Genomic DNA, 25,330 nt, shown 5'->3' with positions numbered 1-25,330 from the left:
TTGAAAATAATTCCGGGTGGATATAGAAAGAAAAGTACTGCCTGAAACGAGCCGTACTTTTTACACGCCCGCCAGTACAAATTGGCCTGATAGATCAGGTGATTTTGGCGCAGTATTATTTAAGTTGTTTGCGCCAAAATCAAAAAATGAGAACTCTATACACTCAACGCTATGCCAATAGCGAGGGTGGCAGTACCCAACAGCGTAAATACAATGGAGGTTTTGCGGAACATGGGAACCGCAATCGCAATCACCAGACCGCTGACGAGGCTGAACAACAGGCTGAGACCGAACATAATACCCAACACCCAGAAGACCGGCCCCGCGTGCCCTTTGTGGATCAACAGAAACTGGTGCCAGAGATCGTGTTTTTTGACATGCAGTATCGCCCTGTCCGGATCTTCAAGCGGCTCAAAGTACACCTGCCCTTTGTAGCCATACCAACCGATATAGTTTTCTTTCGGTTCGTAGTAGTAGTCCGCGGGCAACTTCATATCCTGCCCTTTTTCCTGCATCAGCGGCAATATGACTGTCCGCACATCTTCCTCGGCCTCGGGAATACCGCTCGGCAGGCTCACTTCGAACTGACTCTCACTGCGCACGCCACCATCGATATCCATCATGTGCAACATACCGGTAGAAAGGTACATCACAGCAAGCGGCAGGAAGAAGCAGGAAAAATAGGTATGGAGTTTTATCCACAATAAACGGGTTCTGGATTTCATAATCTTTTTAGTTTTTAGTACGCCAACAACAAACAAAAAGGCGCAGTGCTTTCACACCGCGCCTTTTTTACCCCGCATTCTGATAAATCAGAAACGATAATCTACAGACAGGCGGACGTCGCGACCCGCTTCATAAACACCGGAAACAATGCCCCAACCGGGAATATCGGAGTAATCCCCTACGCTGGAGTGATCGCGGTAGTGCTCGTCAAAAAGGTTCTGCACGGCAAAGTTAACCGCCAGGCTATCGTCCTGCAGTGGCTGCCAACGCAAGTAGATGTCGTGCAGCTGATAACCGGACTTGTTGATCGTCTGCACGCTATCAATCCAGCCCAATTCAACCGAGCGATGCAATACTTCAACGTCGATTCCCTGAACATGAGTCAGGTTCCAGCCCAAGTCGAGGCGATCAGTAAGTGCGTAGTCTACCGCGAGTGTCAGGGTATCACCGCGGGTATTGCCCAGCCCGTTGTGCTCATAGCCCTCGATATCGTTGCCATTCAGGGTGGAGTCGTTGTGGCTGTATGCAGCTGACAGGTACCAGCTATCGTAGGAGTATGCGGCGCTCAGTTCGAAACCATCGGATTCCAGTTTGCCGATATTCTCAAACAGGTCTTCGTCGTAAATCACATCGTCGATGGTGCTCTGGTAAACCGCAGCCTTCAGCGCCAGGGCTTCGCCAGCATATTCCAGCGCCAGCTCATTATTGTCGACAGACTCTGCCTTCAGGGCCGGGTCGATATGAGCACTTTCCAGGGTAAAGGAGTCACCGATTTCCTTGCCACGCACGGCCTTGGCATGGCCCCCAGAAAGCGTCCAGCTCTCGTTCAGAGCATAGGACAAACCGACATTCGGGCTGATGTCGTCACTACTGAACTCGCCGTCAAAATTGTTCTGGGTCAGTTCGTAGGAGTCGTACCGCACCCCAAAGCTGAGCATCAGCGGCTCGGTCACCTGCCAGTGATCCTGAATGTAGGCGCCCTGCACCCGTCCGCTTTCCGAAATGCTTGATGTGGAATCAGCCTCACGACCACCAGCAACCACCTTCTGATTCCGCCGTTCAATACCATAGGTCAAGGTATGCTGGCCGAAGCTGCTGGTGTTGCGGATATCAAAACCAATCGACGCGGTATTACCGCCGTACAGTCCCCAGGGGCCATCCTGCACCATGTCGGAGTTTGTATCGTAGGCGGTAATTTCCAGGTTCACGGCACTGCTCAGGCTGGCGCTGTAGTTGGCGACCAGAGTTTCGCGCTCGGCATCCATCGGATAAAGCGTGTCACCTTCCAGTACGAACCAGTTTGGTCTGCGACCCAGTTCGCCAGATTCTTCCCGCTGCTCGTAGCTGACGGTCAGCTTCTGATTGTCCGCAATGTCGCCACTCACTTTGAAAAATGCCAGGTTCTGGTCCGCAGAGGTGCCCAGGATTTCGTTGCCATCGCCATCCTGCATGTTCTCGCGCTCGACCTGCACAAACGAGCCAATCAGGCCCCAGTTCTCGCTGAGCTTGCCGTATACCGAGGCACTGCCTTTTTTGCCGTCGTTGCTGAAGTAGGCACCCTTGACCCGCGCGCCCAGCTGTTCGCCGTCGGCAAGCAGGTCGCTGGCATCTTTGGTCTTGAAGCGGATGGCACCGCCGATGGCGCCGGGGCCGCTGGTGGCCTCACCGGCACCGGACTGTACTTCAACTCTGTCCAACAATTCCGGCTCGATGGAAACGCGGCCGATATGGTGAAACAGGGTGCCGGTCTGCGGGGCCCCGTCCACAGTGACGTTCAGCAGGGTATCTTCCATGCCGCGGATATAGACTTTCTGGGCAATACCAATGGAACCACCCACAGATACGGATGGGATATGACGGAAGATATCGCTCAGGTCGTTGGCCTGCTGCTGCTCAAGCTGTTCTGGAGTGATTTCGGTATCGGTGGCCACGCCTACCACAACAACCGTCTCAAGAGTTTCCCGATCGGCGTTTTCCTCGGCGAATGCCGGGGCTACAGTGAGCGCGCCGGTGGCGAGCAGGGGCAGCAGCGCACAGTGGTTGAGCAGGGACTTGTTGGACATTGGGCTTTCCTTCCAGGTGGATTCGCAGTTGGTCATTAATCGTAAACGCGAATTATTCCTATTAGCCCTTTGAAAGTACAGCGCTGTTGCATTTGTTACATTGCGCGGGCGTACCAGACCCGGAAACTGACCAAAAAACGGTCAGGACACCGGTAACGTGATGATCATGCACAGGCCCCCGCCCTCCCGGTTTTCCGCAAACACATGTCCACCGACGGCGCTCAATTGCCGGCGAGCCAGGGCCAGACCGAGACCAACACCAGCGGACTCGGTACTGCGCGAGGGGTCCGCCTGAAAGAAGGGACGGAAAATGGTTTCCAGCATGACCTCGGGCACACCGGGGCCGCGATCTTTGACCGCGATCTGAAATTCCGCGGCGCCGGACTTACCACTCGATGTCGCCAGCGCTACCTCCACCATCTCCCCCACCGGGGTGTAGCGCAATGCATTGCGCAGGATATTCTCCAGCGCCTGCCCCACGGCCTGGTGGCTGGAATTGGTGATTTCGGCGGAATCAGGGAGCTCGGTGTGTATGCGCCGGTCGGGAAATTCGAAACGGGCGTCGTCCACAATCACATCGATCAAGTCCACCAGATCCAGTGTTTCCTGCTGCAATTGGGGCTGCTCGTTATCGAGCCACGCCAGTGTCAGGGTGTCTTCGGTCAGTTTGCGGAAGTGCCGGGCCTCCCGCTGGATGCGCTCCACATTCTCGTCCGCTGGGTACTGTTGGCGGATATGGCCGATTGCGATTTCCAGCCGGGTCAGTGGCGTTCTGAGCTCGTGGGAAAAGTCGGCAATCAGCTGTCGCTGGTTGAGCAGCTGCTCGCCGATACGCGCGGCCATCTGATCGAAGGTGTTGGCGAGTTCGGCGAACTCATCCTTGCGCGCCCCCAGTTGTGGGCGCACCCGCACGGAGAAGTCCCCGCGACTGAACTCCCGGGTGGCCCGCTCCAGACTCCACAGTGGCCGCATGATATGGCGGTATAACAGGACCGATAGTATGGCCAGGATCAGCGCGGGCAGGAAAATCTGTAACAGCAGATAGGTGGTCTGCCAGTAGCTGCCGGGGCGCATGCGATCGGGCAACAGGACCAGGAAGCTGGTGTCGGATTTTTCGAACGGGATTTCCATTACCGGGTTGTTTTCAAAATACAGGTGGATTTTCCACTCCACATCCCGCCCCAGTTTATTGCCACTGTAGCGCTCTTCCAGGCCGCGGCTGCCGGCCAGGTGCCGGATGCGATAACCCACCACTTCCGCCAGCGTATCTTCGCGCTCTTGCAGCTCGCTGAGCCACTGCTCCAGCGCGCCTGTGTCAGCGGAAAAATACAGGGCTTCAGCCTGCCTCCCCCAATCACGCAGCTCGTCCCGGTGCGCCTGGCTGAGCATGCTCATCTCTTCTTCCGCACGCCCGGTGACGTAGTTGATGAGATAGAACATCGCGACGATGCCGGCGGTCACCAGCAGGATCAGTTTCCACAGCAACCGGCGATTCATTTCAGACAGTATCCTTTGCCCCGCACCGTCTGCAGCCGCTCACCGCGCCAGCCGGCCTTCGAAAGCTTGCGACGCACCCGGCTCAGGTGCATATCCAGGCTGCGGTCATAAGCGCCCAGAGGGCGATTCAATACATGCTGAGAGAGGTAGGCTTTGCTCAACACCTCGCCGCGATTGGCCGCCAGCTCCCACAACAGGTTGAACTGGATGGCCGTCAGCTCCAGGTCCTCGGCGCCGACACTCGCCTTCAGGTCCGACAATTGCAATTTCAGCTGTTCAAACTCCAGAGTGTCGCGCTGCAGTGGGGCGACCGGCAGGCTGCGGCGCAGCAGTGCCTCGATCCGCAGCAACAGCTCCTTCGGATTAAACGGCTTGGTGATGTAATCGTCTGCCCCGTGGCGCAGGCCGGCAATCCGCTCCTCTTCCGCTCCCTTGGCGGTGACGATGATGACCGGAACCTGACTGGCTTTGCGCAACAGTCGCAATACCGAAAGGCCGTCGAGCTCCGGCAGCATCAGGTCCAGCAGAATCAATTGGTAGGGCTGCCTGGCGGCTTCCTGCAAAACGGACTCGCCGTCAAAACAGCTAAACGTCTGGTAACCGGCATCACCCATGATGGCGGCGATCTGCTGGTTCAGTGCTGGGTCGTCTTCCGCAATCAGGATGCGGGAGAGGCTGGGGTCGGGGGTCATTGGGGTTCGCCGGCGGTCGAAATAGTGCACCGCAGACTATCAAAACTGGCATAAAAAAACCCGATAACCAGACACTGTGGAAGTATCCGGTTATCGGGTTTTTAAACGGCAGGTGCTCAGTCCCGACGGTTTTTGTGGACCCGCGACTGGCTCTGCACCGAACGGTAGAATTGCCCCAGGGCGCGGTCGTCCGCGCGGGCTTGCGCCAGGGTTTTACTGTTGCGCGCCACCTCCCGCTCCAGCTTGCGCCAGTTGCGCAGGCGGCGCTCATCCATGACCCCGGATTCGATCGCCGCCTGCACCGCACAGCCGGGTTCCAGCTCGTGGGCGCAATCTGCAAAGCGACAGCTGTCCGCCAATGCACTGATGTCTGCAAACGTCGCCGCCAGGCCCTCGCTCACATCCGCCAGGCCCAGCTCGCGCATCCCCGGGCTGTCCAGCAGCAGGCCGCCATCGGGAATCGCGTAGAACGCCCGATGCCGCGTGGTGTGCCGGCCCTTGCTGTCGTCTTCGCGGATACCACCGGTCGCCGCCAGTTCGATACCCGCAAGGCTGTTCAGCAACGTCGACTTGCCCACCCCGGAGGAACCCAGCAGTGCCAGGGTTTCTCCGCTGCGGCAGTATTCTCGCAGAGGCGCGACACTCTCCGTATCCAGCGCATTCACCAGCACCACCGGCAGATCGCTGTGGCCTTTCAGAGCCTCGCGGTACCGGTCGTGATCCTGATCCAGATCTGCCTTGGTCAGCACCAGACAGGCGCGACAACCGGCCTCTTTCACCAGTGCCAGATACCGCTCAACCCGGGACAGATTGAAGTCGTGGTTACAGGAGGAAACGATCAGCACGTTATCCACATTCGCCGCAATCAACTGCGCCTGCTTGGCCCCCGGGGCCATGCGCTTGAACAGACTGCTGCGATCCAGTCGGCGCACTGGCCTGCGCGTCTCGCGATCCAGCAGCAACCAGTCGCCCACCGTAGGCCGCTCCGCCAAATCCTCAAACAGCGGCCCGTGCACCTGGACCGCCTCGTCGCCGGTCTCACCGACCACCTCGATCTGGCTGCGGTGCACCGCCATGACTTTTACTGGCTGGTATTCGCTCAGGTCCTCCAGGCTCAACTGTTGCTGAAAAAACGGCTTCCAGCCCAGTGCCTGCAAGGGCGATACACTGGCGGGACGAGTATTTTCCGCACCAGCACCAACAGAAGCACCGCGCCGGAAAGCCGGGCGGCGTGAAATCAGGGATTTACTCAAGGTTCTAACCCTCAACAGCGCCTGCACACGCGATTTCATGACACGCAGGCGCAAATCATCCAAGCCTCAGAACTTAAGTCTGGGCGCAGTTTGAAGGGGTTTCCATTTAAGGGGAAACCCGACAAAAGGAACTTGCCGGGCTGTATGCGACCTTTTAGTCGCGGCTGGCCCGGCGGGGGTTGGATACACTCATCAACAATCCTCCGCTGGTGGAATTTCGCGCAATCTAGCAATATTTTCCAGCCAGGACAATAGGCCAGACAACTCTACTCGAAAAGAACCCGAGTACTCAGAACTGAAAGCATCCGGCCAGTGACGCCACCGTACCGGTTCGTGAGGAGGCCGCTGGTCGGAGCGCCTGCTTGCCGTGGAAAGGTAACAGCCACAAAAACAAAAGCCGGCATAAAGCCGGCCTTTATATCTTCGCGCTGACGGTACATCACCTTTCTCGACCATCAACGATCCGATAACTTTGAGTATAGACGTACTTCCTGACCCCGCACTCCCTGAGTGACTCATTTGCTCTTCCTGAGCGTTTTGCGTGATCAACATCTTGCTCACGTATAGATTGGCGTTTTCCCGTTTCCTTCACGTGAAGGATTTGTGAAGGTTTGATGACGGTGAAAACCGCTCTCAGTCACCTTTTTCATCGTCGAACAGGTGCCCCAGCTTGCCCTTCTTGGTCGACAGGTAATTCGTATTGTGCGGATTGCGACCCGACTGGTGCGGCAGACGCTCGGTCACTTCCACGCCCAGATCCTGCAGCGCCTTCACCTTGCGCGGGTTGTTGGTCATCAGACGGATCGACTGGATACCCAGGTGATCGATCATCGGCTTCAGAATCGAGTAATCGCGCATATCCGCGCCAAAACCCAGCTGCTCATTGGCCTCCACCGTATCTGCCCCGGCATCCTGCAGATGGTACGCGCGAATCTTGTTCAGCAGACCGATACCGCGGCCTTCCTGGCGCAGATAGAAGACCGCGCCGCGGCCCTCGGTGGCAATCCGGTGCAAGGCATACTGCAGCTGTGCACCACAGTCGCAACGCAGGGAAAACAGCGCATCGCCGGTCAGGCACTCCGAGTGAATACGGGCCAGCACCGGCGCATCCGTATCCAGGTCGCCCATGCTCAGAACCACGTGCTCCTTGCCGGTTTCCACTTCCTCGAAACCGTGCATCTCAAACATGCCCCAGGACGTGGGCAGCTTGGAGGATTCCACATAACGAATGGTCAAACTGATACCTCGTATTCCATCAATGTGCGTCATTAATTGCGCGCGCGGAGCAATAACAGGCCACCCTGTTGCTGCATATCCACGCGGCTCAAAAAACTGTTACCCAGCAGGGTTACCTGCGGGAAATCACTGCCCAACACCGTCGCATCCACATTGTGCACGGTGATACCGCCGATAGTGACGCTGGCCAGCTGTAACTTATACGCCCGCTCGACACCGCTCGCGGTAGACACGGTCATCGGGCGTGCGCGGGACAGGTCCAGCCCCAGGCTTTTTGCCGTGGGATAGTTGAACGCAATACTGGTCGCGCCCGTATCCACCATCACATTGACCCGACGGCCGTTGATCCAGGCGGTTGTGCTGTAGTGGCCGCGGCTGTCCGGATTCAGGCGAACCTCCGCCTTTTCCGCTGCTTCATAATTAGCCGCCACCGGCGCCGCCAGGGTCAGTTTCTGCTCCCGCCCGTCGATATCCACCAGCGCATAGCCGCTGGCCACGGAAACCAGTTTCACCCCCTCCGGGGAGGTTTTACCGGATTTCAGCAGCCGCTGTTTGCCGTTGATCTCGAACATAGCGCTGGTGCCAAAAATAGCTTGCAGGCGCACATCCTGTGCGCTCACCGGCAATGCCAGCAGCAATAAAAAAGGTAAAAACAAGCGCAGTATCATGGGCATCCCGCCTCACAGTGAGTGGATCAGATAGGCCGTGCCCTGCAATACCAGCGCGGCATAGATACCAGCCAGTATATCGTCGAGCATGATTCCCAGGCCACCGTGCACCTTGCGGTCGGCCCAACCGATGGGCTGAGGCTTGGCGATATCAAAAATCCGGAACAGTACGAAACCGTATAGCGCCCAAAGCCATCCCGCCGGGGCCATAAACATGGTGAGCCAGTAACCGACAAATTCGTCCCACACGATGCCACCGTGATCGTGTACACCGAGCTTTTTCGACGCGGCGCCGCACAGGTAACAACCCAGAATAAAGGTCACCACGATCACGCTCATATAGGCGAATGGCGACAGGAACTGAAGGCCATACCACAGGGGAATAGCCGCAACAGTGCCAAAGGTGCCCGGCGCTTTTTTCGCGAGGCCGGAGCCAAAGCCAAAGGCGAGGAACAACACCGGGCTGCGAAACAGTTCCGACCAGGTGGGTGTAGGGAGAGGCGCTTTTGTGGTTGTCATGATTATTCTTTTCCTGCCTCAGAAATGCCGGTAACTGGTGCTGCGAGGCTGCCAGGATTTACCGTTCAATGTGCACTGTATGCCCGGCTCCCGGTGCATGGTGCCGATGGCGGTAATGGGCAACTGCAAATTCTGTACGATATCGAGATGCTTTTCCGGTACGGTAAAACACAGCTGGTAGTCGTCGCCACCTGTCAGGGCTGTTTCCAGGGCGGTGTCGGCATTCATGGAATACGCAAGCTCTGCAACCGGCAAATCGTTCAGATTCAATTCCGCCCCAAGCTTGCTCGCCGCACAGATATGCCCGAGATCACCCAGCAGGCCGTCGGAAATATCCAGCGCAGAACTGGCATAAGGGCCGATGGCGCGAGCCACGGCAAATTGCGGCTGGGGAAAATGGTAAGCGAGATAGGCCTGCTCTTTCTGCTTTATGCTTCCATCCCTCTCTCTCAATATCAGCGGCAATCCCGCCGCAGACGCACCGAGCTGATTGGAAACAAAAATGGTATCACCAGCACGGGCGCCATCCCGACGCAGTGGTTTTTCACAGGCACCGGTGACCTGAATGGTAATGGAAAGCGGGCCTTTGGTGGTATCGCCCCCCACCAGGGTGATACCGTACTGCTTTGCGGTTTCCGCCAGGCCGCGGGCAAAGGGCTCCAGCCATTCCGGGTCACTTTGCCGCAAGGTGAGTGCGAGCGTGAACCACAGCGGCTCGGCGTTCATGGCGGCGAGGTCAGAGAGGTTGACCCGCAGTGCTCGGCTGGCAATAAAGTCTGGTCTAGCGTCTGCCGGAAAATGCACACCCGCCACCAGGGTATCGACACTGGTAGCGAGTATTTTACCGGCGGGAGGGGTCAACAAGGCGCAGTCGTCGCCGATGCCGAGGACCACGCCCTGGTCGCCGCTGGCCCCGGTACTGGCCTGAAAGCGAGCGCTAAAATACTCCCGAATCAGTTCAAATTCACCGGGACCGGGCATGGGCGCGTTAGCCTTTATCGGCTTTTACTTCGACACTGCGCTCGGCGGCTGCAACTTTGTCGAGGATGCCGTTGATAAATTTGAAGGCATCGGTAGGGCCGAATTTTTTGGCCAGGGCGACGGCTTCGTTGATGACGACTTTGTACGGGACGTCGACGCGGTTTTTCATTTCGTAAGTGGACATGCGCAACAGGGAGCGGGATACCGGATCCAGTTCTTCTACGCCGCGGTCAAGGTACTGGCTGTAGGCGCCTTCGATGTCGTCGAGGTTTTTCGCTACGCCGTGGAGCAGTTCGCGAAAGTAGGCGACGTCGGTTTTGCTCATGTCGTTGTCGGCATGAAACTCGGCTTCGATGGTGCCCAGGTTGGCGCCGGTCATCTGCCACTGGTACAGCGCCTGCATGGCAAAGTGGCGGGCCTTGCGGCGGGTGGATGCGGTTACACTCATTTCAATTTTATCCGGTTCAAATCTTGCCGATCAGGGAGACCATTTCGAGGGCGGTTTCGGCTGCTTCGCAGCCTTTGTTGCCGGCTTTGGTGCCGGAGCGCTCGATGGCCTGTTCGATGGAGTCTACGGTGAGAACGCCGAAGGTCACAGGAATGCCGGTGTTCATGGAGACCTGGGCGAGACCTTTGGTGCATTCGCCGGCGACGTATTCAAAATGCGGAGTGCCGCCGCGGATAACGGCGCCCAGTGCAATCACGGCGTCGAACTTTTTGGTTTCGGCAATTTTCTGCGCGGCGAGCGGGAATTCGAAGGCGCCCGGTGCGTAGTAGATGGTGATGTCTTCTTCTTTGATGCCTTTGCGACGCAGGGTGTCCAGTGCGCCGTCTTTGAGGCTTTCTACAACGAAGCTGTTCCAACGGCTAACCAGCAGCGCGTATTTACCGGTGCTGCCTACGAAATCCCCTTCGATGACTTTGATATTGCTCATGGTTTTTTCCGTTTTCTGGTAGTTCCCTGCGGGTCCCTTTTAATGCTTCGGGTCCTGGTGCAGTGGCGGTGGAGCACCGGGTATCAGTTTTCAGGACCGCGGTGAACCCATCCCTGGGCGCTGCGGCGCAAACATCCTGTTTGCGACGCTCCTGAAAACTGATACCCGGCACTCCACCTTCAAGTTGTACATTGGTGGTATTAATCACCAATGCAATTTGTCTTAGATTTCTTCCGCGTTCAGGTACTCTTCCACTTCCAGATCAAACCCGGAAATGGCGCTGAATCTAAACGGCGCACTCATCAAACGCATTTTGCGCACCTTCAGATCGCGCAAAATCTGTGAGCCGGTGCCCACCTGTTTGTACACCAGATCCTGGCTCGGGCGCTGTTGCTTGCCGCTGATGAGCCAGTCGATGCTTTCTTCGATTTCGTCGGTGGTTTCGTTGTGGCAGATCACAACCACCACGCCACTGCCCTCTTCCGCGACTTTTTTCAGCGCGTTGCGGAAGGTCCAGGGCTCGTATTTCTCGTCGCCGCGGCGCAGTGAGAATACGTCGCGCAGGGTGCTGGCGACGTGCACGCGCACGAGGGTGGGTTCTTCCGGTTGGAAGTCGCCGAGGCTGAACGCGAAATGGCGTTCGCGGCGGGCTTTGTCGAGGTAGGTGCGCAGTTTGAATTCACCGAATTCGGTCTGCACATTGCGCTGGTTGACGCACTCGACGGTTTTTTCGTTCAGCGCGCGGTAGTTGATCAGGTCGGCGATGGTGCCGATCTTGAGGTTGTGCTGCTGGGCGAATTTTTCCAGGTCCGGGCGGCGGGCCATAGTGCCGTCTTCGTTCATGATTTCGACGATGGCAGCGGCGGGCTCAAAACCGGCGAGGCGCGCGAGGTCACAACCGGCTTCGGTGTGGCCGGCGCGGCTCAGTACACCACCCGGTTGCGCCTTGATCGGGAAGATGTGGCCGGGTTGCACGATGTCGGACGGCTTGGCATTGCGGGCGACGGCGGCGCGAATCGTGCGCGCGCGGTCGGCGGCGGAGATGCCGGTGGTGACACCTTCGGCGGCTTCGATGGAGACGGTGAAGTTGGTGCTGAACTGGGCGCCGTTGTCGCGGGACATGAGCGGCAGGTCAAGCTGCTCGCAGCGGTCGCCGGTCAACGTCAGGCAGATCAGACCGCGGGCGTGGGTGGCCATGAAGTTGACGTCTTCCGGACGCACCTGCTCGGCGGCGATGACGAGGTCGCCTTCGTTCTCGCGATCTTCGTCATCCATCAGGATAACCATTTTGCCCTGACGGATATCGTCGATCAGTTCTTCAACGCTATTGAGTTCCATAAAACCTCTAGTTTGCTCGATGAGGTCAACGCTCTCACCTTTCAAAATCAATTCGTGGCCACTTGTCTTGATGCGAAGGCGCTGACATCGGGTGACCATTTGCAGGACCTTCGAAAAAAGGGACTTTTTCGAAGAGCCCCCAGGGATGGGTTCACGGCGTGTCCTGCGAATGGTCACCCGATGGCAGTGCCGCCACAAAAGTTACCCGCGTCCCTTCCCTCTGTACTCGGATTCAGGCCTTGTAAAATCCGTGCTGCGCCAAAAATTCCATCGTCAGCCCTTCACTTTTGGGCTCGGCGGCGGCATCTCCCAAGAGTAGCCGCTCCAGGTAACGCGCTATCAGGTCCACTTCCAGGTTCACCCTGGTGCCCGCCTGATAGCCACCGATCACGGTTTCCGCGATGGTGTGGGGCACGATGGTAAGCTCGAATTCGGCGCCATCGACAGCGTTCACCGTCAGGCTGGTGCCGTCGACGGTGATGGAGCCCTTGTGGGCGATGTATTTGGCCAGCTCATTGGGTGCGCGCAGGCGAAACTGCTCGGCGCGGGCGGTCTGTTTGCGCCACACCACTTCACCGATACCGTCCACATGGCCGCTGACCATATGACCGCCGAGGCGGGTCTGTGGCGTGAGAGCCTTTTCCAGGTTCACCTTTGCGCCCAGCTTCCAGTCTTTCAGGGTGGCTACGGCAAGAGTCTCGGCGGAGACGTCGGCCCAGTAGCCATCGCCTGGCAGGTCCACCACGGTGAGGCAGACGCCATTAGTGGCGATGCTGTCGCCGAGCTTGACGTCGGACAGGTCCAGCTTGCCGGTTTTCACCCGCAGGCGCAGGTCGCCGCCCTTCGGTTGCAGCGCGGTGATTTCCCCTACGGCTTCAACAATTCCGGTAAACATTAACGCTCAATGTCAGTAGTGGCTGTAATGCGCCAGTCGTGGCCGACTGCGCGCATATCGGTAATGGTGATGGGCAGCATGGATCCCATGCGCTCAATCGGCAGCTCGAACAACGGCCTTGCGCTGGAGCCAAGAATCTTGGGCGCCATATAGACGATGATTTCGTCCACATGGCCCTGGTACATGAAGGCGCCGGAGAGGGTCGCACCACTCTCGATCAGCACCTCGTTGCACTCGCGACGGGCAAGCTCTTTCAGCAATTCGCCCAGGTGTACGCGGCCAGCTTTGTCCGCAGGCAGTACCAGCACCTCGGCGCCAGCCTTTTCCAGGCGCACGCGGCGCTCGCTGTCTGCGGCGTCTGTGGTGACCACCAATGTGGGGGCGTCACCCTGCAAAATAAAGGCCTTGGCCGGAGTGCGCAGTGTGCTGTCGACGATCACCCGCAGTGGCTGCTTTGCCGCCGCGGCAGCCGCGTCCGCCTCGGGCAGCGCCATCTCTTCCGGGCGCACGTTCATGTTCGGGTTGTCATCGCGCACAGTATCCACGCCGGTGACGATGGCGCAGCTGCGCGCGCGCAGGTTCTGCACATCGGCGCGGGCGGCGGGGCCGGTGACCCATTTGGACTCGCCACTGGCCATGGCGGTGCGGCCGTCGATACTCATGGCGGACTTGGTGCGCACCAGAGGCAGGCCGAGGGTCATACGCTTGATGAACCCGGGATTCAGCGCCCGGCAGGATTCTTCCAGCAACGGGCCTTCCACTTCAATGCCCGCATCGCGCAGTTTCTGTAACCCATTCCCGCTCACACTGGGATTGGGATCTTCCATACCAAACACCACTTTGGCCACGCCGGCGGCGATCAGGGCATCGGCACAGGGGCCTGTCTTGCCACTGTGACTGCAGGGTTCCAGGGTGACGTAGGCAATATTGCCGGCGGCGCCTTTTCCACCATCAAGAGCACCGGCGTCTTTCAAGGCTTCCACTTCGGCGTGGCCCTCGCCGGCGCGCTTGTGCCAGCCCTCGCCGACAATCTTGCCCTCGCTATCGGCAATCACGCAGCCCACCCGCGGGTTGGGCATAGTGGTGTAAACGCCGCGCTCGGCCAGCTGGATGGCACGGACCATCAGTTCTCGCGGGGTAAAGGCCATCAGTTTTCCTCTCCCTGCTTGCTCCCCTTGGGCGTATTCAGGCGTTCGATCTCGTCGCTGAAGTCGCTGACGTCTTCGAAGCGGCGGTAAACGGAGGCGAAGCGCACGAAGGCCACCTGGTCGAGCTCGCGCAGCTGCTCCATTACCAGCTCGCCAATATGCATGGCGGGCAGCTCGCGCTCACCGGTGGCCTGGAGGGCGTGCTTGATCTGGGCCACAGCAGCCTCCACCCGCTCGGTGCTCACCGGGCGCTTCTCCACCGCGCGCTGGATACCGGCGCGCAGCTTGTCTTCGTTGAAGGGTTCGCGCTGGCCGTTCTGCTTCACCACCCGCGGCAGCAGCAGTTCGGCGGTTTCGAAGGTGGTGAAGCGCTCGTGGCACTGCAGGCACTCGCGACGGCGCCGTACCTGATCGCCATCGGCCACCAGGCGGGAGTCTACGACTTTGGTTTCATCTGCGCTGCAGAAGGGACAGTGCATGGGGAGAGGGCCCTCGAAAAAGTGGGCGGCAGTTTATCACACAGGGGCCTATCACCGTAGCAAAGGCCTCGGGCACCCCAAAATCGCCCCCGGAACGGTGGACGGGTGTTCACCGCTCTCCTTTGGCGCCCCGAAACACCACACGGAAAATATCCCGCCAATATGATCACTCAAAACATGACTCACTGCTCACCCTGAGCATATTCACTTGGTGCAAATTGTTAACAATGCATATATTGCTGCTCGGTCGGCCAATCCAATCCCTTGCGAAACAGTGTCATAAAAATAAACGAGGACAGTATGCCTATCCCCACAAACTTCATATCCAGCGCGCGACGTATGGCCACCCTTATCCTTTTTGCACCCCTGATTGGTACCGCCCAATCCAATGTGGACAATTCCAGCTATAGCCTTACCACCGCCAATAATGGCGGGCAAGTAAAGCTGCGCGATGCACCCGGTGGCTCCGGCAGCATCAATACTGTCAGAAGTCTTGCGACCCAAGCTCAGCTCCCAGCCGATGTACGAAACTCCCAATTAACCACCGGCGAATACGCGTACAACATTGCACAACTTGAGGCCGTTACGGAGACCCTCAACTATCTGGCAAACGCACGTCCCGATACTTACTCGGGTGCAGGAACCATCGTCACCAGCGCAAACCTAGAGCAGCATCGCGCAGCAATCGCCGGTAATGGCGGAACCTTTGTTTTCCGGGGAACTATTGATATCCCCTCGAAAGATTCTCTGATTCAGGTTGGAGCCAACACCACAATCTGGGTCGATGGCACCGTCAGATATACTGGCTCCGAGATTCCGGGAACCGCGCCGGATGAGTATTCCGTATCCGACGTGATCAATGGCATTTTTGAAGTGCGCGGAACCAATAATCTCGCCAAACCCAATGTGAAAATCTTCGGCACCAAGCGCGGAAAAATACTCGGGAACGACAGGCTTTCCGCAGTGTATGTGCGCTACGCCCGCGACCTGCAGGTAGAGGGTCTCAATACCGACACCTGCCGCAACGTGCTGTTTTTAAACAATGTGTATGGAAGCAGTACGGCGAAAGGAAACTTTATCTACAACTCGGCCCGGCGCGCCATTCACGTAAAAGCTTCGAATGGCATACAGATTATCAACAATTTCATCTATGACGCGGATGTCGACGGCATTGATATCGATGCATATACCAAAAACTCGGAAACATTGCGCAACCTCCTGATTGATTCGGGCAGTCGCTGGATGGTGTGGACCGAAATTGCTTCCACCGACAACATGATCGACGGCAACGTCGGCATCCACGTTAACGGTGCAGACGGTGGTTTTCAGGAAAACGGCAGCGAAAGCAATGGCCAGCCTGCTACTGCACGCAATACCTGGAAGAACAACCATATCTTCTACGTAGACTCCCCCTCGAATTGGAAGCAGGGCTTTTCGTTTCACCCCAATCGCGTGATCGACCGCGATTCAGTTACTTTCTACAACAACTATGTCTGGCAGACCAGCGACAACGCTTACAAGCGCAACCCGAAATCCGAAACTCTAGATGACGTTGCTTATTACCGCTATGTAGGTGCGGAACCAACACCGCCCGCTTTTCCAGGCGATGCACAAAATGCTTTTACCACACTGTTTGTTCCCGGGACCATCCAGGTGGAAGACTTCGATACCGGCGGCGAAAATATCGCTTACTTTGACACGGCTACTGGCAACGCCGGAAACGAATATCGCACCGAAGATAATGTCGATATTCAATCCAGTGGAGACGGCACCAACGCCTACAACGTCGGCTGGATAGAAGATGGGGAATGGCTGGAATACACCATCTCATCTGTGACCGCCGGGCGGTATGATATCGATTTGCGCTATGCCGCAATTGGCACTACCGGCAACAAAAGCGTTCAGATTCAGCTGGCGAATAGTCAAATCGTTAGTATTCCGCTAACAGGTACCGGCGGCTGGCAACAGTGGCAAACCGTCCAGGTCAAAAACATTGATATCAACGGCGGCACAAACCAAGTACTGCGTCTAGACGCGATGGGTGGCAACTTTAATTTAAACTGGATTCGCTTCTCCCCCAGCACCAGCAGCACCCCCGTCATCTTCACCGTTGAAGCGGAAGACTTCCAGGCTACCGGTGGCCCCTATGCCGGCTTCAATCGTTACATCACACCGGCAGGTATTAGTGCGATCAACTTTAATCAACGGGGAGACTGGGCGGACTATGTTGTAAATGTGCCAGAAACGGGCAACTATTTGCTCTCTGCCTGGACCGGCACCACCCAATCTGGCGGTGCAATTGAGGTGCTGGTAAACAACCATCCATACATCCACCAGACCGTACGTAACAATGGAGGCTGGGATTCGTTCGTAGAACTGCGCTCCTCTACCGCAATACCGTTACAAGCCGGACAACAAACCCTTCGAATTCGCGGTGCAGGCAATTCTTCTTCGACCTGGGAGTGGAATGCGGATCGATTTGTTTTTACCAAGCAGTAGTGCGACTTAAGACTTGAAGCCTATTTAACAAGTTACCACTGATCGGGTCAGTTAGATTTCCCCACCAAAAACGGCCTCTAAAAAGGAGCCATTTTTTAAGAAAAACACTTAATAGCAAGCGCCGTTTATTATGCGGCGCAGCGATCACACAGACAGGGCAATTCCAGCGCCGGACTCAGCATCTGCCAGCCGGCATTCGCGGCCCCTTGCTGCAACGCCTTGATTACATTGCCCTTGATACCCACCTCTTTCACCGCCCCGCAGCGCTCACAGATCAGGAATTGCGGCGTCTCGTGCTCGTGATGGCAGGCAATATGGGCGCAGGCTACAAACTTGTTGGCCGAGGCCAGCTTGTGCACCAGGCTGTTTTCCGCCAGAAAATCCAGCATCCGATATACCGACATGGCCTGAATGGTCTCACCGGTCGTATCGCGATAGGCATCGGCAATCTCGTAAGCCGACAGAGGCACCGGGGACTTCAGCAGTGCACGCAGGATGCTCTGCCGTTTCTCGGTAAAGCGCGTGCCTTTGGCCCGGCAGCGCTCATCAGCCCGATTCAGAATCTGCTCTATCTGTCTTTTGTTCATGGAAAGGTACCCGTCTGCTGTGTCGGCGATTCTAGCATTTTCAGGGTGCCGGCATGAATGCCAGGAGATTACATGTCTTCCCGCTCGATAATCCGCTGCCAGAGCTTATGGCGCAGGGAGAGCACCCGGGGCTTGGTGGCCGCGGGAATCCAGGTGCGCGCCAGTTCCTGCGGCCCCGGGTATACCGCCGGATTGCTGAGCAGCTCCGGATCGACCAGCTTCTGCGCGGCCAGGTTGGTATTGGCATACTGGGTTTCGTTGCTGATATTGGCGATGACACTGGGCTGCATCAGGTAATTGAGGAACTGATAGGCGGCGTCGACATTCTGGGCATTAGTGGGAACAGAGACAACGTCGATCCACAGGGGAAAACCCTCTTTTGGCATCACATAGCGAATATCAAAGTTCTTGCCGGCTTCTTTCGCCATTTGTTGGGCAACCAGTACATCGCCACTCCAGGCATGAGCAATGCAGCGTTTACCACTCGCCAGATCCTCGACGTATTCACCGGAGTCGAAATCGGTAAGGTGCAGACGCACTTTGGAAAGCAGGTTTGCCACCATGTACTGGTGAGCAGTACTCATGGAGTTGGGGTCTTTGTCCAGATACTTGAGCGCCACGTCGAAGATCTCCTCCGGCGAGCGCATTAGTGTCGCGTTGCAGTGATGCAATTTGCCCAGGTTTTCCGGGTCGAACAGCAGGTCCCAACTGTCTTCGGGCAAGTAGCCACCAAAGGCCTTTTCCACCGCCTGTACGTTGTAGCCAATACCCACAGTGCCCCACAGGTAGGGAAAGGCGTATTCATTGCCCGGGTCAAACAGGGCGAGACGCCGCATAAACTCCGGGTCGTTCTGGGACCAGTTGTCGATACGGTTGCGATCGAGTTTTTGCAATTGGCCGGCAGCAATGTATTTGGGGATATTGTCGGAACCGGGCACGATCACATCGAAGCGGCGCCCCTCCTTCAACCACACCTCTTCCAGCTCTTCGATATCGTCGAATTCGAAGTAATGTACCTTGATCCCAGTGGCGGCTTCGAAGTCGGCAATCGTGTCTTCGGCAATGGACTCAGACCAGTTGGCGAAATGCAACTCTTTGGCCTGCACATTGAGGTTCAGCCCGACCACTGCGAGCAGAATGATGAAAAATTTGGATGTTGCGCGCATGAGCGACTCTCAACCTGCTGTTTCCGTTCGCAATTTATTCACCCGGCGCCACCGAAGTGGCGCCGGGTGCATGCTGCCATCAGGCTTGATGGATTTCCTTCGCCGCCCGCTCGGCAGTACTGATGGCGCCGTCGATGTAGCCAAACGCCTCCAGTGCGGTGTGCTCGCCACAGAAGTGGATATTCCCCTCTTGCAAACCAGCCGCACCCCACCACTCGGTGTAGTCGCCAAACGTCTGGGTGGAGTAAGAGCCTTTGGACCAGGGATTGGCCGCCCACTTGGACTGCATCGCAGTTCCGGTAAACGCATTGCTGGTACCGGGGAAGATGTTATCGACAATGCCGAAGAAGTGATTCAGATCGGCACTGGTTGGCGCAGCGAACGGCTGATCACCACCGATCTGCTTGCCGTAGTCACCGCCGAAGAAGTTCACCAGAATCCCGTCGCTGCCGTCGGTCACTGAAGTGGAGTCCCAGGTGTCGAACAGTTCCGGGCGGCCCACGTAGGTCACACCATTTGGGGTGAACATTTCCCCGTTGATCATCTGCGGTTGCGTCCACGGGCGGGCAGCACAGTGCATTGCCAGCTTGCCGTTGGAACCGAACGCCATACGCTCAATGGCCATGCGCTTCTGCGGGCGGAACCCGGTGTAGATGCGGGAATCGATATCCACGTCGCGCAGGGTGGAGAACGGCATTGCCAGTACCAGGCGATCACAGCTGTATTCGTGGCCGTCATCAAATACCAGATTGTAAGGGCCGTTGAGGTCGCCCTGAATGGCCACCAATTTACGCGCGGTCTCGATGGTGCCTTCCGGCAACTCTTCGACCATACGCGTCACCAGCTGATCGTTACCACCGGCGATGCGGAAACGCTCATCGGTTCCCGCCAGTGGCAAGGCCGTATTAATGGGGTTCCATGCCAGCAGGTAAATCAGATTCAGTGCCGTGGTCTCTTCCGGCTGGATGCCGTATTCCGCAACGATATCCGCCTGGAAGACCTGGCCCATATTTGAATTTGCACCAATACCCACGGCATCCAGCCAGCTGTTCACATCGATATGATCCAGCTCGCGATGCATGGCATTGTGGCTCTCATAGGTGGGCACCCAGGGCGCATCCTTCTGCGCGCGCTTGAAGATCCGGTAAACATCGCGCCACTCTTCGTTTAGCTGGTGCTCGGTGTAGTGCTGGCCATTGACGTAGTAGACCTCATTGCCGCCGGGCACCGCGTTGCCATTCACATCCTCGACATCCAGACCAAGGTTGTTGGCCAGGTTGCGCGTATAGGTGTGCTCAGTGGAAATCAATTCGCCACCGCGCTCGACCGGGCGACCAAAGATGCTGCGATTGGTGTTTACGCGGCCGCCCAGGCGGGTATTACCTTCAAACACTTTACTAGCAATGCCGTACTGCTGTAGCCGGTGGGCACAGCGCACACCCGCAACACCGCCACCAATAACCGCAACACGCCCGGGGTTTGAGCTACCGGGAGCCGCCTGCGCAGGGGCAGAAATAGTGCTGGTTGCGCCGGCGGTACCCAGTGCCGCGGCCCCCAGTCCCAACTGCTTGAGGAACTGACGGCGCCCTTCTTCCGAAGCATTGGCGCCCGTGTGACGAGTGCCTTCATTGATGATATCGAGACTCTCGTCAGCTGAGATACCGGCCTTTTCAGACAGCTCCTGCGCGGCGCCCAGGCGGCGCATCAGGCTGGCAAGCGGTGATTGGGATTTACGGCTTCGCATGGTGTTCTCCTACAGCCAGGAAAAATATCCGACCCAAAAATCACAGGGCCGTGGGTTTGTATTCTTATTCGTCCACGGTTAACCCCTTCCGACCCCTAATGGCGTCTTACCGGCATGGGCGCCCCAATCGAGGCGCCGCAGGAATAAAGGAAAACCGGGTTATTCACATTTGCTATATACGCGCGTAATTCTACATAAGATCACCCAAAAATCGAATAAAAATTCAATTTTTGAGGGGCGCGGAGAATCTTGGACTAGAGACTAACCAGGCACAGGGAAAACAGAGTAAGGAAAGGGAGCTACGGCAGGAATGCAGAAGAGCCCCCTGGGTGGGAGACAGACATAAAAAAAGCGGCTCCGAAGAGCCGCTTTTCATGTACTACTGGCTTTGCGGTGCCGCTCAGCCCTTGTAAACCGGGAACTTCGCGCAAATTTCCAACACTTTCGCTTTCACTTCGGCGATGGTCGCATCGGCATTGCCTTTCTCCAGTGCGTCCAGCACGTCGCAGATCCAGTTGGTGAGCTGCTTGGTTTCCGCCACACCGAAGCCGCGGGTGGTGATGGCCGGGGTGCCCACGCGCAGGCCACTGGTGATGAACGGGGAGCGCGGATCGTTGGGGACGGCATTCTTGTTCACGGTGATGTTGGCGTTGCCCAGGGCCGCGTCCGCATCCTTACCGGTGTACTCCTTGCCGATCAGGTCCACCAGCATCAGGTGGTCGTCGGTACCGCCGGACACGATGTTGATACCGCGGTCGAGGAAGGTCTCGGCCATGGCGCGGGCGTTCTCTACCACTTTCTTCTGGTAGGCCTTGTACTCGGGGCTCATGGCTTCCTTGAAGGAAACCGCTTTTGCTGCGATCACGTGCATCAGCGGGCCGCCCTGGCCGCCCGGGAATACCGCGCTGTTCAGTTTCTTCTCGATCTCTTCATTAGCCTTGGCAATGATGATGCCGCCGCGAGGACCGCGCAGGGTTTTGTGGGTGGTGGAGGTGACCACGTCGGCGTGGGGGACCGGAGACGGATATTCGCCCGCGGCAACCAGACCGGCCACGTGTGCCATGTCGACCATCAGGTAAGCACCGACCTTGTCGGCGATGGTGCGGAACTTGGCCCAGTCCATGATGCGACTGTAGGCGGAGAAGCCGGCCACGATCATTTTCGGCTTGTGCTCCAGGGCGAGGCGCTCGACTTCTTCGTAGTCCACTTCACCGGTGTCGGCGTTCAGGCCGTACTGCACCGCGTTGTACATTTTGCCGGAGAAGTTAACCTTGGCACCGTGGGTCAGGTGGCCGCCGTGGGCCAGGCTCATGCCGAGCACGGTGTCGCCGGGGGCGCACAGCGCCTGGTAAACCGCGGCGTTGGCCTGGGAGCCGGAGTGCGGCTGGACGTTGGCGTAATCGGCGCCAAACAGTTCTTTAGCGCGCTCGATGGCCAGGGCTTCAACCTTGTCGACGTACTCACAGCCACCGTAGTAGCGCTTGCCCGGGTAGCCTTCGGCATACTTGTTGGTGAGGCTGGTGCCCTGGGCTTCCATCACCTGCGGGCTGGTGTAGTTTTCCGAGGCAATCAGCTCGATGTGCTCTTCCTGGCGGCGATCTTCGTCCTGAATGGCGGACCACACATCGGGATCGTAGGAAGCTAGGGTGACGGATTTATCAAACATGGTATTCCCTCGGATGATAAGGCGCGAATCGCGCAAGCATAATCTCGACAAGGGCAAATCCCGACCCAAATGTGACCGGCCCGCCCCAGAAAGCGGCGCATTGTACACCAAGGGAGTGGCGTCGGCGCAAAGGGTGCACATGAAACAAATTCAATTCAGCGCCCCACTCTGTTCAAGTTGGCGCCACCGGGAGATTCGTCCGCTGCGGGCGTACCAGTTGACGCAGAAATCAACGAATAGTGCCGCTGGCAGGAATCACAACAGGGCACTGTAGCCCGCCATATCCACCAGTTGCCCGCGGTAGCCATAGACCCGCTCCACCAGGTCCGGCTGCAGCAGTTCGGCGGGGGTGCCGTCGGCCTGAACCCGGCCATCGGCCAGCATGACCATGCGATCGGCGTAGCGGGCGGCGAGATTGAGATCGTGCAGGACCGCGACCACGGCGGTGTTGTCGCCGGCGACTTCGCAGGCCAGCGCCAGCACCTCATGCTGGTGCTTGAGGTCGAGGGCGGAAGTGGGTTCGTCCAGCAGCAGGATTTTTTTATCCCCGGGGTCGGCGAGGCTGAGCTGGGACAGGACTCGCGCCAGCTGCACCCGCTGCTTTTCACCGCCGGACAGACTGGGGAACAGCCGGTCGCGCAGGTGCCATACATCCGCGCGCTGCATAAAGTGTTCAACCCGCTCGCCCTGCTCCGCCCGCGACAAGCTGCCCGGGCCGAGGCCGAGCTGCACTACTTCGCGACTGGTAAAGGCAAAATTCAGATTGGAGTGCTGGGCCAGCAGACCGTAGCGGCGCGCGAGGGCGCGGTGATCCTGTTGGCTGCGATACCAGTCCGCCTGCGGGCGACCGAACAGATGAATGCGGCCGGAATAATCCAGCTCACCGCTGATGGCACGCAGCAGCGAGGTTTTGCCGCAGCCATTGGGGCCGAGCAGCGCGGTTACCTCGCCGCAGGCAAAGCCCAGGGAGATGTGCTCCAGCAGCGGCGAAGCCGCGCGGGGGTACTGAATTGAGAGGTCGGAAATTTCCAGCAACATATGGGCACCCTCCCCTTAGAAAATCTGCTGGCGCTGTTGCCACAGCAGAAACAGGAAGAAAGGTGCACCCAGCAGTGCGGTAATAATCCCCACCGGCATTTCCGCCGGGGCAAAAACACTGCGCGCAATGGTGTCTGCCACGGTCAGCAACAGGCCGCCGAGCAGTGCGCTGTAGGGAATCAGATAGCGGTGATCCGGCCCCCGCAGCAGGCGCACGATATGCGGCACCACCAAACCGACAAAGCCGATAATTCCCGATACGGATACCGCCGCACCCACGGCGATGCCATTCAGCACGATAATCTGCCGCTTGAGGCCAACCACATCCACCCCCAGGTGGCGGGCTTCCGATTCACCCAGCAACAGCGCGTTGAGATCGCTGGCGCGTGCCCACAGCAGCCCGGCGCTGATGGCAAAAATAATTCCGGATACCAGCACCGTGGTCCAGGTAGCCCCGGACAGGGAACCCAGTTGCCACATGGTCATATCCCGCAGTGCGGTATCGGTCGCCACATAGGCGAACATGCCGAGGGCGGCGCCGGCCAGTGCGGAGATTGCGATACCGGCGAGCAACATCATTACCACCGAGCGGCCGCGGTCACCGAGGATATACACCAGCCAGGTGGCAAAGATGGCACCAAAGCTGGCAAAGGTGGGCAACAGTAACCACTGTAATTTCTCGTAAAGAGTGCCCAGCCAAACACTCAGAACACCGCCAAACACCAGCACGATGCCGGCACCGACGGCGGCGCCGGAAGAAATGCCGATAATCCCTGGCTCGGCCAATGGATTGCGGAACATGCCCTGCATCACTGCACCACAAACGCCGAGGGTGCCGCCGACAATCAAACCAAGCAGCAGGCGCGGCAAACGAATTTCACCGAGCACCAGTGCGTACTGCTCCGGCACATCCTGATCCAGAATCCCGGGCCAGCTCCACTGTAGCAAGCCGGCGAGTACGTCCCGCCAACCGATGGTCATGGCGCCCACCGCAAGGGAAATACAGCTCCCCAACAGCAACAGCGCAATCAGCGCTGGCAGCAGGCTTTTGTCACTCAGGCGAAATTCCAAGGGAGGGGTACCTCAATTTCATTTGACTATCGGGGTGCCGCTTCGGGTACTTTTGTGGCGGCACCGCTACCGGGTGCAAACTTGTGAGACACGCCATGAACCCATCCCTGGGGGCTCTGCAAAAACATCCTGTTTTTGAAGGTCTCACAAGTTTGCACCCGGCATCGACGCCTTCGCCCGGAATGCTGCGTCTACTAAAGAATATTTAGTTTCTTGAAAATTTTTCGTTTAGCTTTTTCGCTTCATTCAGGCTGGCCAATCCCATGCCGCCGAGCAGCGCAAAACCGTCCACGGAGAAAAAGGCTTTCTTTTTTCCTGCCGGTGTCAGCTTCAACAGCGGCTGCCACTCCAACAGTGCCGCGCCGCCTTTCAGCTGCGCATCCTGGTCACTAGAAAACAGAATCCAGTCCGGGCGCAGTTCAATCAGCGCCTCATCCGACAGTTGTTTGTAGCCGGAAAATTCCACCGCGTTCACACCGCCCGCCATGCGAATCAGACTGTCCGGGCTGGTGCCGGTGCCGGCGGCCTTTAGACCGCGGCCTTCCTGGGCGCGCACAAATAAAATGCGCGGTGCCTCAGACAGTGAGCTGCGGGCACGTTTCAATGCACGCAACTGCTGCACGACACTTTTTGTCAATTCAGCAGCGGGTTTTTCCAGCACTCTGGAAAGGCGATCAATATTGGCGATCAACTGCTCGCCGTTCTCTGCTTCCGGCAGCTTCACAATTTTTACCCCGGCATTTTGAAGCAGAGTCAGGGTATTCGCCGGGCCCATATGCTCGCCGCCAATCAGTAACTGCGGTCGCTGCGCCAGCATGCCCTCCACCGGCAACTGACGGTAATAACCCACCACCGGCACTTTTTTGAAATCCGCCGGCAGGCGCGTGGAGGAGTCCACCGCGATCAGGCTATCGCCGGCGCCCAGCGCCAGCACCAGTTCGGTAATGGAATGGCCGGTGCTGATCACCCGCTCCGGTGCCGCGGCGGCAACACTACTGGCCAGCAGCAGTGCAGCGGCCGAAAGAAAGGTGTGGCATGCGCGCGCCAGAAGGAAAATCAGAGGGCAATTCAAAGGACGAGGCATTGAAAAGGTCATAGTTCGAGTCCAGTCGATAAAAACCAAAAACCC

23 protein-coding genes are annotated in these 25,330 nt (G+C 57.8%); 1 reads left to right on the top strand and 22 read right to left on the bottom strand.

The annotated features are described in order from the left end of the window. Nucleotides 1-155 precede the first annotated feature (155 nt). From Q1A74_RS09985 to nrdR, 15 genes are all read right to left on the bottom strand, one after another. Nucleotides 156-725, bottom strand: coding sequence for a hypothetical protein (locus tag Q1A74_RS09985; RefSeq protein ID WP_299595286.1), 570 nt, complete (start codon nt 723-725; stop codon nt 156-158). A gap of 87 nt (nt 726-812) precedes the next feature. Next, entirely contained in the window at nt 813-2,789 is a 1,977-nt protein-coding gene (locus Q1A74_RS09980) for a TonB-dependent receptor (RefSeq protein WP_299595284.1), read from the bottom strand. Nucleotides 2,790-2,930: 141 nt separating this feature from the next. Then, nucleotides 2,931-4,286 carry a histidine kinase sensor domain-containing protein gene (locus tag Q1A74_RS09975; protein ID WP_299595282.1) on the bottom strand — a complete coding sequence of 452 codons (1,356 nt, stop codon included), beginning with the start codon at nt 4,284-4,286 and terminating at the stop codon, nt 2,931-2,933. Next, on the bottom strand, nt 4,283-4,978 hold the full coding sequence (locus Q1A74_RS09970) for a response regulator transcription factor (protein ID WP_299595280.1): 696 nt from the start codon (nt 4,976-4,978) through the stop codon (nt 4,283-4,285). Before Q1A74_RS09970 ends, Q1A74_RS09975 begins: the two co-directional genes overlap by 4 nt. Before the next feature lie 116 nt (nt 4,979-5,094). Beyond that, nucleotides 5,095-6,231, bottom strand: a complete 1,137-nt coding sequence (gene rsgA, locus Q1A74_RS09965; protein ID WP_299595278.1) for a ribosome small subunit-dependent GTPase A — start codon at nt 6,229-6,231, stop codon at nt 5,095-5,097. A 633-nt stretch (nt 6,232-6,864) separates the two neighbouring features. After that, nucleotides 6,865-7,467, bottom strand: a complete 603-nt coding sequence (gene ribA / locus Q1A74_RS09960; RefSeq protein ID WP_299595276.1) for a GTP cyclohydrolase II — start codon at nt 7,465-7,467, stop codon at nt 6,865-6,867. A 32-nt stretch (nt 7,468-7,499) separates the two neighbouring features. Continuing rightward, a complete protein-coding gene (locus Q1A74_RS09955) occupies nt 7,500-8,141 on the bottom strand; it encodes a TIGR02281 family clan AA aspartic protease (RefSeq protein ID WP_299595274.1) in 642 nt (213 codons plus the stop codon). Between the two features lie 6 nt (nt 8,142-8,147). Next, a complete protein-coding gene (locus Q1A74_RS09950; RefSeq protein WP_299595272.1) occupies nt 8,148-8,654 on the bottom strand; it encodes a phosphatidylglycerophosphatase A in 507 nt (168 codons plus the stop codon). A gap of 18 nt (nt 8,655-8,672) precedes the next feature. Next, nucleotides 8,673-9,635, bottom strand: coding sequence for a thiamine-phosphate kinase (thiL, locus tag Q1A74_RS09945; RefSeq protein ID WP_299595270.1), 963 nt, complete (start codon nt 9,633-9,635; stop codon nt 8,673-8,675). Nucleotides 9,636-9,642: 7 nt separating this feature from the next. Next, nucleotides 9,643-10,083 (bottom strand): transcription antitermination factor NusB, encoded by a 441-nt coding sequence (nusB, locus tag Q1A74_RS09940; protein ID WP_299595268.1) that lies wholly within the window; start codon nt 10,081-10,083, stop codon nt 9,643-9,645. A gap of 16 nt (nt 10,084-10,099) precedes the next feature. Beyond that, entirely contained in the window at nt 10,100-10,570 is a 471-nt protein-coding gene (gene ribE, locus Q1A74_RS09935; RefSeq protein WP_299595266.1) for a 6,7-dimethyl-8-ribityllumazine synthase, read from the bottom strand. 222 nt (nt 10,571-10,792) lie between these two features. Then, nucleotides 10,793-11,908 (bottom strand): bifunctional 3,4-dihydroxy-2-butanone-4-phosphate synthase/GTP cyclohydrolase II, encoded by a 1,116-nt coding sequence (gene ribBA, locus Q1A74_RS09930; RefSeq protein WP_299595264.1) that lies wholly within the window; start codon nt 11,906-11,908, stop codon nt 10,793-10,795. A gap of 232 nt (nt 11,909-12,140) precedes the next feature. Then, nucleotides 12,141-12,803, bottom strand: coding sequence for a riboflavin synthase (locus tag Q1A74_RS09925; protein WP_299595262.1), 663 nt, complete (start codon nt 12,801-12,803; stop codon nt 12,141-12,143). Then, complete coding sequence (gene ribD, locus Q1A74_RS09920; RefSeq protein WP_299595260.1) at nt 12,803-13,951, bottom strand: bifunctional diaminohydroxyphosphoribosylaminopyrimidine deaminase/5-amino-6-(5-phosphoribosylamino)uracil reductase RibD; 1,149 nt, start codon at nt 13,949-13,951, stop codon at nt 12,803-12,805. The genes Q1A74_RS09925 and ribD overlap by 1 nt, the downstream gene beginning before the upstream one ends. Continuing rightward, nucleotides 13,951-14,430 carry a transcriptional regulator NrdR gene (nrdR, locus tag Q1A74_RS09915; protein ID WP_299595258.1) on the bottom strand — a complete coding sequence of 160 codons (480 nt, stop codon included), beginning with the start codon at nt 14,428-14,430 and terminating at the stop codon, nt 13,951-13,953. The genes ribD and nrdR overlap by 1 nt, the downstream gene beginning before the upstream one ends. Before the next feature lie 300 nt (nt 14,431-14,730). Between nrdR and Q1A74_RS09910 the strand changes: the two genes are divergently transcribed. Beyond that, nucleotides 14,731-16,929 carry a carbohydrate-binding protein gene (locus tag Q1A74_RS09910; RefSeq protein WP_299595256.1) on the top strand — a complete coding sequence of 733 codons (2,199 nt, stop codon included), beginning with the start codon at nt 14,731-14,733 and terminating at the stop codon, nt 16,927-16,929. A 128-nt stretch (nt 16,930-17,057) separates the two neighbouring features. On the opposite strand, the gene Q1A74_RS09905 is transcribed toward Q1A74_RS09910, so the two are convergent. The 7 genes from Q1A74_RS09905 to Q1A74_RS09875 all read right to left on the bottom strand — a co-directional run bounded on the left by Q1A74_RS09905 (nt 17,058) and on the right by Q1A74_RS09875 (nt 25,297). Beyond that, the gene (locus Q1A74_RS09905; RefSeq protein ID WP_299595254.1) at nt 17,058-17,516 is read right to left on the bottom strand and encodes a Fur family transcriptional regulator; all 459 of its coding nucleotides are present in this window, start codon (nt 17,514-17,516) and stop codon (nt 17,058-17,060) included. Between the two features lie 68 nt (nt 17,517-17,584). Continuing rightward, a complete protein-coding gene (locus Q1A74_RS09900; protein ID WP_299595251.1) occupies nt 17,585-18,682 on the bottom strand; it encodes an extracellular solute-binding protein in 1,098 nt (365 codons plus the stop codon). 79 nt (nt 18,683-18,761) lie between these two features. Next, the gene (locus tag Q1A74_RS09895; RefSeq protein ID WP_299595249.1) at nt 18,762-20,426 is read right to left on the bottom strand and encodes an NAD(P)/FAD-dependent oxidoreductase; all 1,665 of its coding nucleotides are present in this window, start codon (nt 20,424-20,426) and stop codon (nt 18,762-18,764) included. A 400-nt stretch (nt 20,427-20,826) separates the two neighbouring features. Next, nucleotides 20,827-22,092: a serine hydroxymethyltransferase gene (glyA, locus tag Q1A74_RS09890; RefSeq protein WP_299595247.1), complete on the bottom strand. Its 1,266-nt coding sequence runs from the start codon at nt 22,090-22,092 to the stop codon at nt 20,827-20,829. Between the two features lie 255 nt (nt 22,093-22,347). After that, entirely contained in the window at nt 22,348-23,130 is a 783-nt protein-coding gene (locus Q1A74_RS09885; RefSeq protein ID WP_299595245.1) for a heme ABC transporter ATP-binding protein, read from the bottom strand. 15 nt (nt 23,131-23,145) lie between these two features. Continuing rightward, complete coding sequence (locus Q1A74_RS09880) at nt 23,146-24,201, bottom strand: iron ABC transporter permease (protein WP_299595243.1); 1,056 nt, start codon at nt 24,199-24,201, stop codon at nt 23,146-23,148. Nucleotides 24,202-24,406: 205 nt separating this feature from the next. After that, nucleotides 24,407-25,297: a hemin ABC transporter substrate-binding protein gene (locus Q1A74_RS09875; protein WP_299595241.1), complete on the bottom strand. Its 891-nt coding sequence runs from the start codon at nt 25,295-25,297 to the stop codon at nt 24,407-24,409. Nucleotides 25,298-25,330: the final 33 nt, after the last annotated feature.

Source organism: uncultured Microbulbifer sp. (assembly GCF_947504145.1).
Classification (GTDB): domain Bacteria; phylum Pseudomonadota; class Gammaproteobacteria; order Pseudomonadales; family Cellvibrionaceae; genus Microbulbifer.
The sequence above is the reverse complement of the archived record's forward strand: the minus strand, read 5'-3'. Positions and strand labels throughout refer to the sequence as shown.

What these genes read in the sequence shown, in the direction of transcription:
- thiL (WP_299595270.1), bottom strand. Translation starts at nt 9,635, where the DNA reads ATGCCCGGTCCCGGTGAATTTGAACTGATTCGGGAGTATTTTAGCGCT.
- Q1A74_RS09980 (WP_299595284.1), bottom strand. Translation starts at nt 2,789, where the DNA reads ATGTCCAACAAGTCCCTGCTCAACCACTGTGCGCTGCTGCCCCTGCTC.
- Q1A74_RS09970 (WP_299595280.1), bottom strand. Translation starts at nt 4,978, where the DNA reads ATGACCCCCGACCCCAGCCTCTCCCGCATCCTGATTGCGGAAGACGAC.
- nrdR (WP_299595258.1), bottom strand. Translation starts at nt 14,430, where the DNA reads ATGCACTGTCCCTTCTGCAGCGCAGATGAAACCAAAGTCGTAGACTCC.
- Q1A74_RS09950 (WP_299595272.1), bottom strand. Translation starts at nt 8,654, where the DNA reads ATGACAACCACAAAAGCGCCTCTCCCTACACCCACCTGGTCGGAACTG.
- Q1A74_RS09895 (WP_299595249.1), bottom strand. Translation starts at nt 20,426, where the DNA reads ATGCGAAGCCGTAAATCCCAATCACCGCTTGCCAGCCTGATGCGCCGC.
- Q1A74_RS09975 (WP_299595282.1), bottom strand. Translation starts at nt 4,286, where the DNA reads ATGAATCGCCGGTTGCTGTGGAAACTGATCCTGCTGGTGACCGCCGGC.
- ribE (WP_299595266.1), bottom strand. Translation starts at nt 10,570, where the DNA reads ATGAGCAATATCAAAGTCATCGAAGGGGATTTCGTAGGCAGCACCGGT.
- glyA (WP_299595247.1), bottom strand. Translation starts at nt 22,092, where the DNA reads ATGTTTGATAAATCCGTCACCCTAGCTTCCTACGATCCCGATGTGTGG.
- ribBA (WP_299595264.1), bottom strand. Translation starts at nt 11,908, where the DNA reads ATGGAACTCAATAGCGTTGAAGAACTGATCGACGATATCCGTCAGGGC.
- Q1A74_RS09875 (WP_299595241.1), bottom strand. Translation starts at nt 25,297, where the DNA reads ATGACCTTTTCAATGCCTCGTCCTTTGAATTGCCCTCTGATTTTCCTT.
- Q1A74_RS09985 (WP_299595286.1), bottom strand. Translation starts at nt 725, where the DNA reads ATGAAATCCAGAACCCGTTTATTGTGGATAAAACTCCATACCTATTTT.
- nusB (WP_299595268.1), bottom strand. Translation starts at nt 10,083, where the DNA reads ATGAGTGTAACCGCATCCACCCGCCGCAAGGCCCGCCACTTTGCCATG.
- Q1A74_RS09925 (WP_299595262.1), bottom strand. Translation starts at nt 12,803, where the DNA reads ATGTTTACCGGAATTGTTGAAGCCGTAGGGGAAATCACCGCGCTGCAA.
- ribD (WP_299595260.1), bottom strand. Translation starts at nt 13,951, where the DNA reads ATGGCCTTTACCCCGCGAGAACTGATGGTCCGTGCCATCCAGCTGGCC.
- Q1A74_RS09905 (WP_299595254.1), bottom strand. Translation starts at nt 17,516, where the DNA reads ATGAACAAAAGACAGATAGAGCAGATTCTGAATCGGGCTGATGAGCGC.
- Q1A74_RS09900 (WP_299595251.1), bottom strand. Translation starts at nt 18,682, where the DNA reads ATGCGCGCAACATCCAAATTTTTCATCATTCTGCTCGCAGTGGTCGGG.
- Q1A74_RS09955 (WP_299595274.1), bottom strand. Translation starts at nt 8,141, where the DNA reads ATGCCCATGATACTGCGCTTGTTTTTACCTTTTTTATTGCTGCTGGCA.
- Q1A74_RS09885 (WP_299595245.1), bottom strand. Translation starts at nt 23,130, where the DNA reads ATGTTGCTGGAAATTTCCGACCTCTCAATTCAGTACCCCCGCGCGGCT.
- Q1A74_RS09910 (WP_299595256.1), top strand. Translation starts at nt 14,731, where the DNA reads ATGCCTATCCCCACAAACTTCATATCCAGCGCGCGACGTATGGCCACC.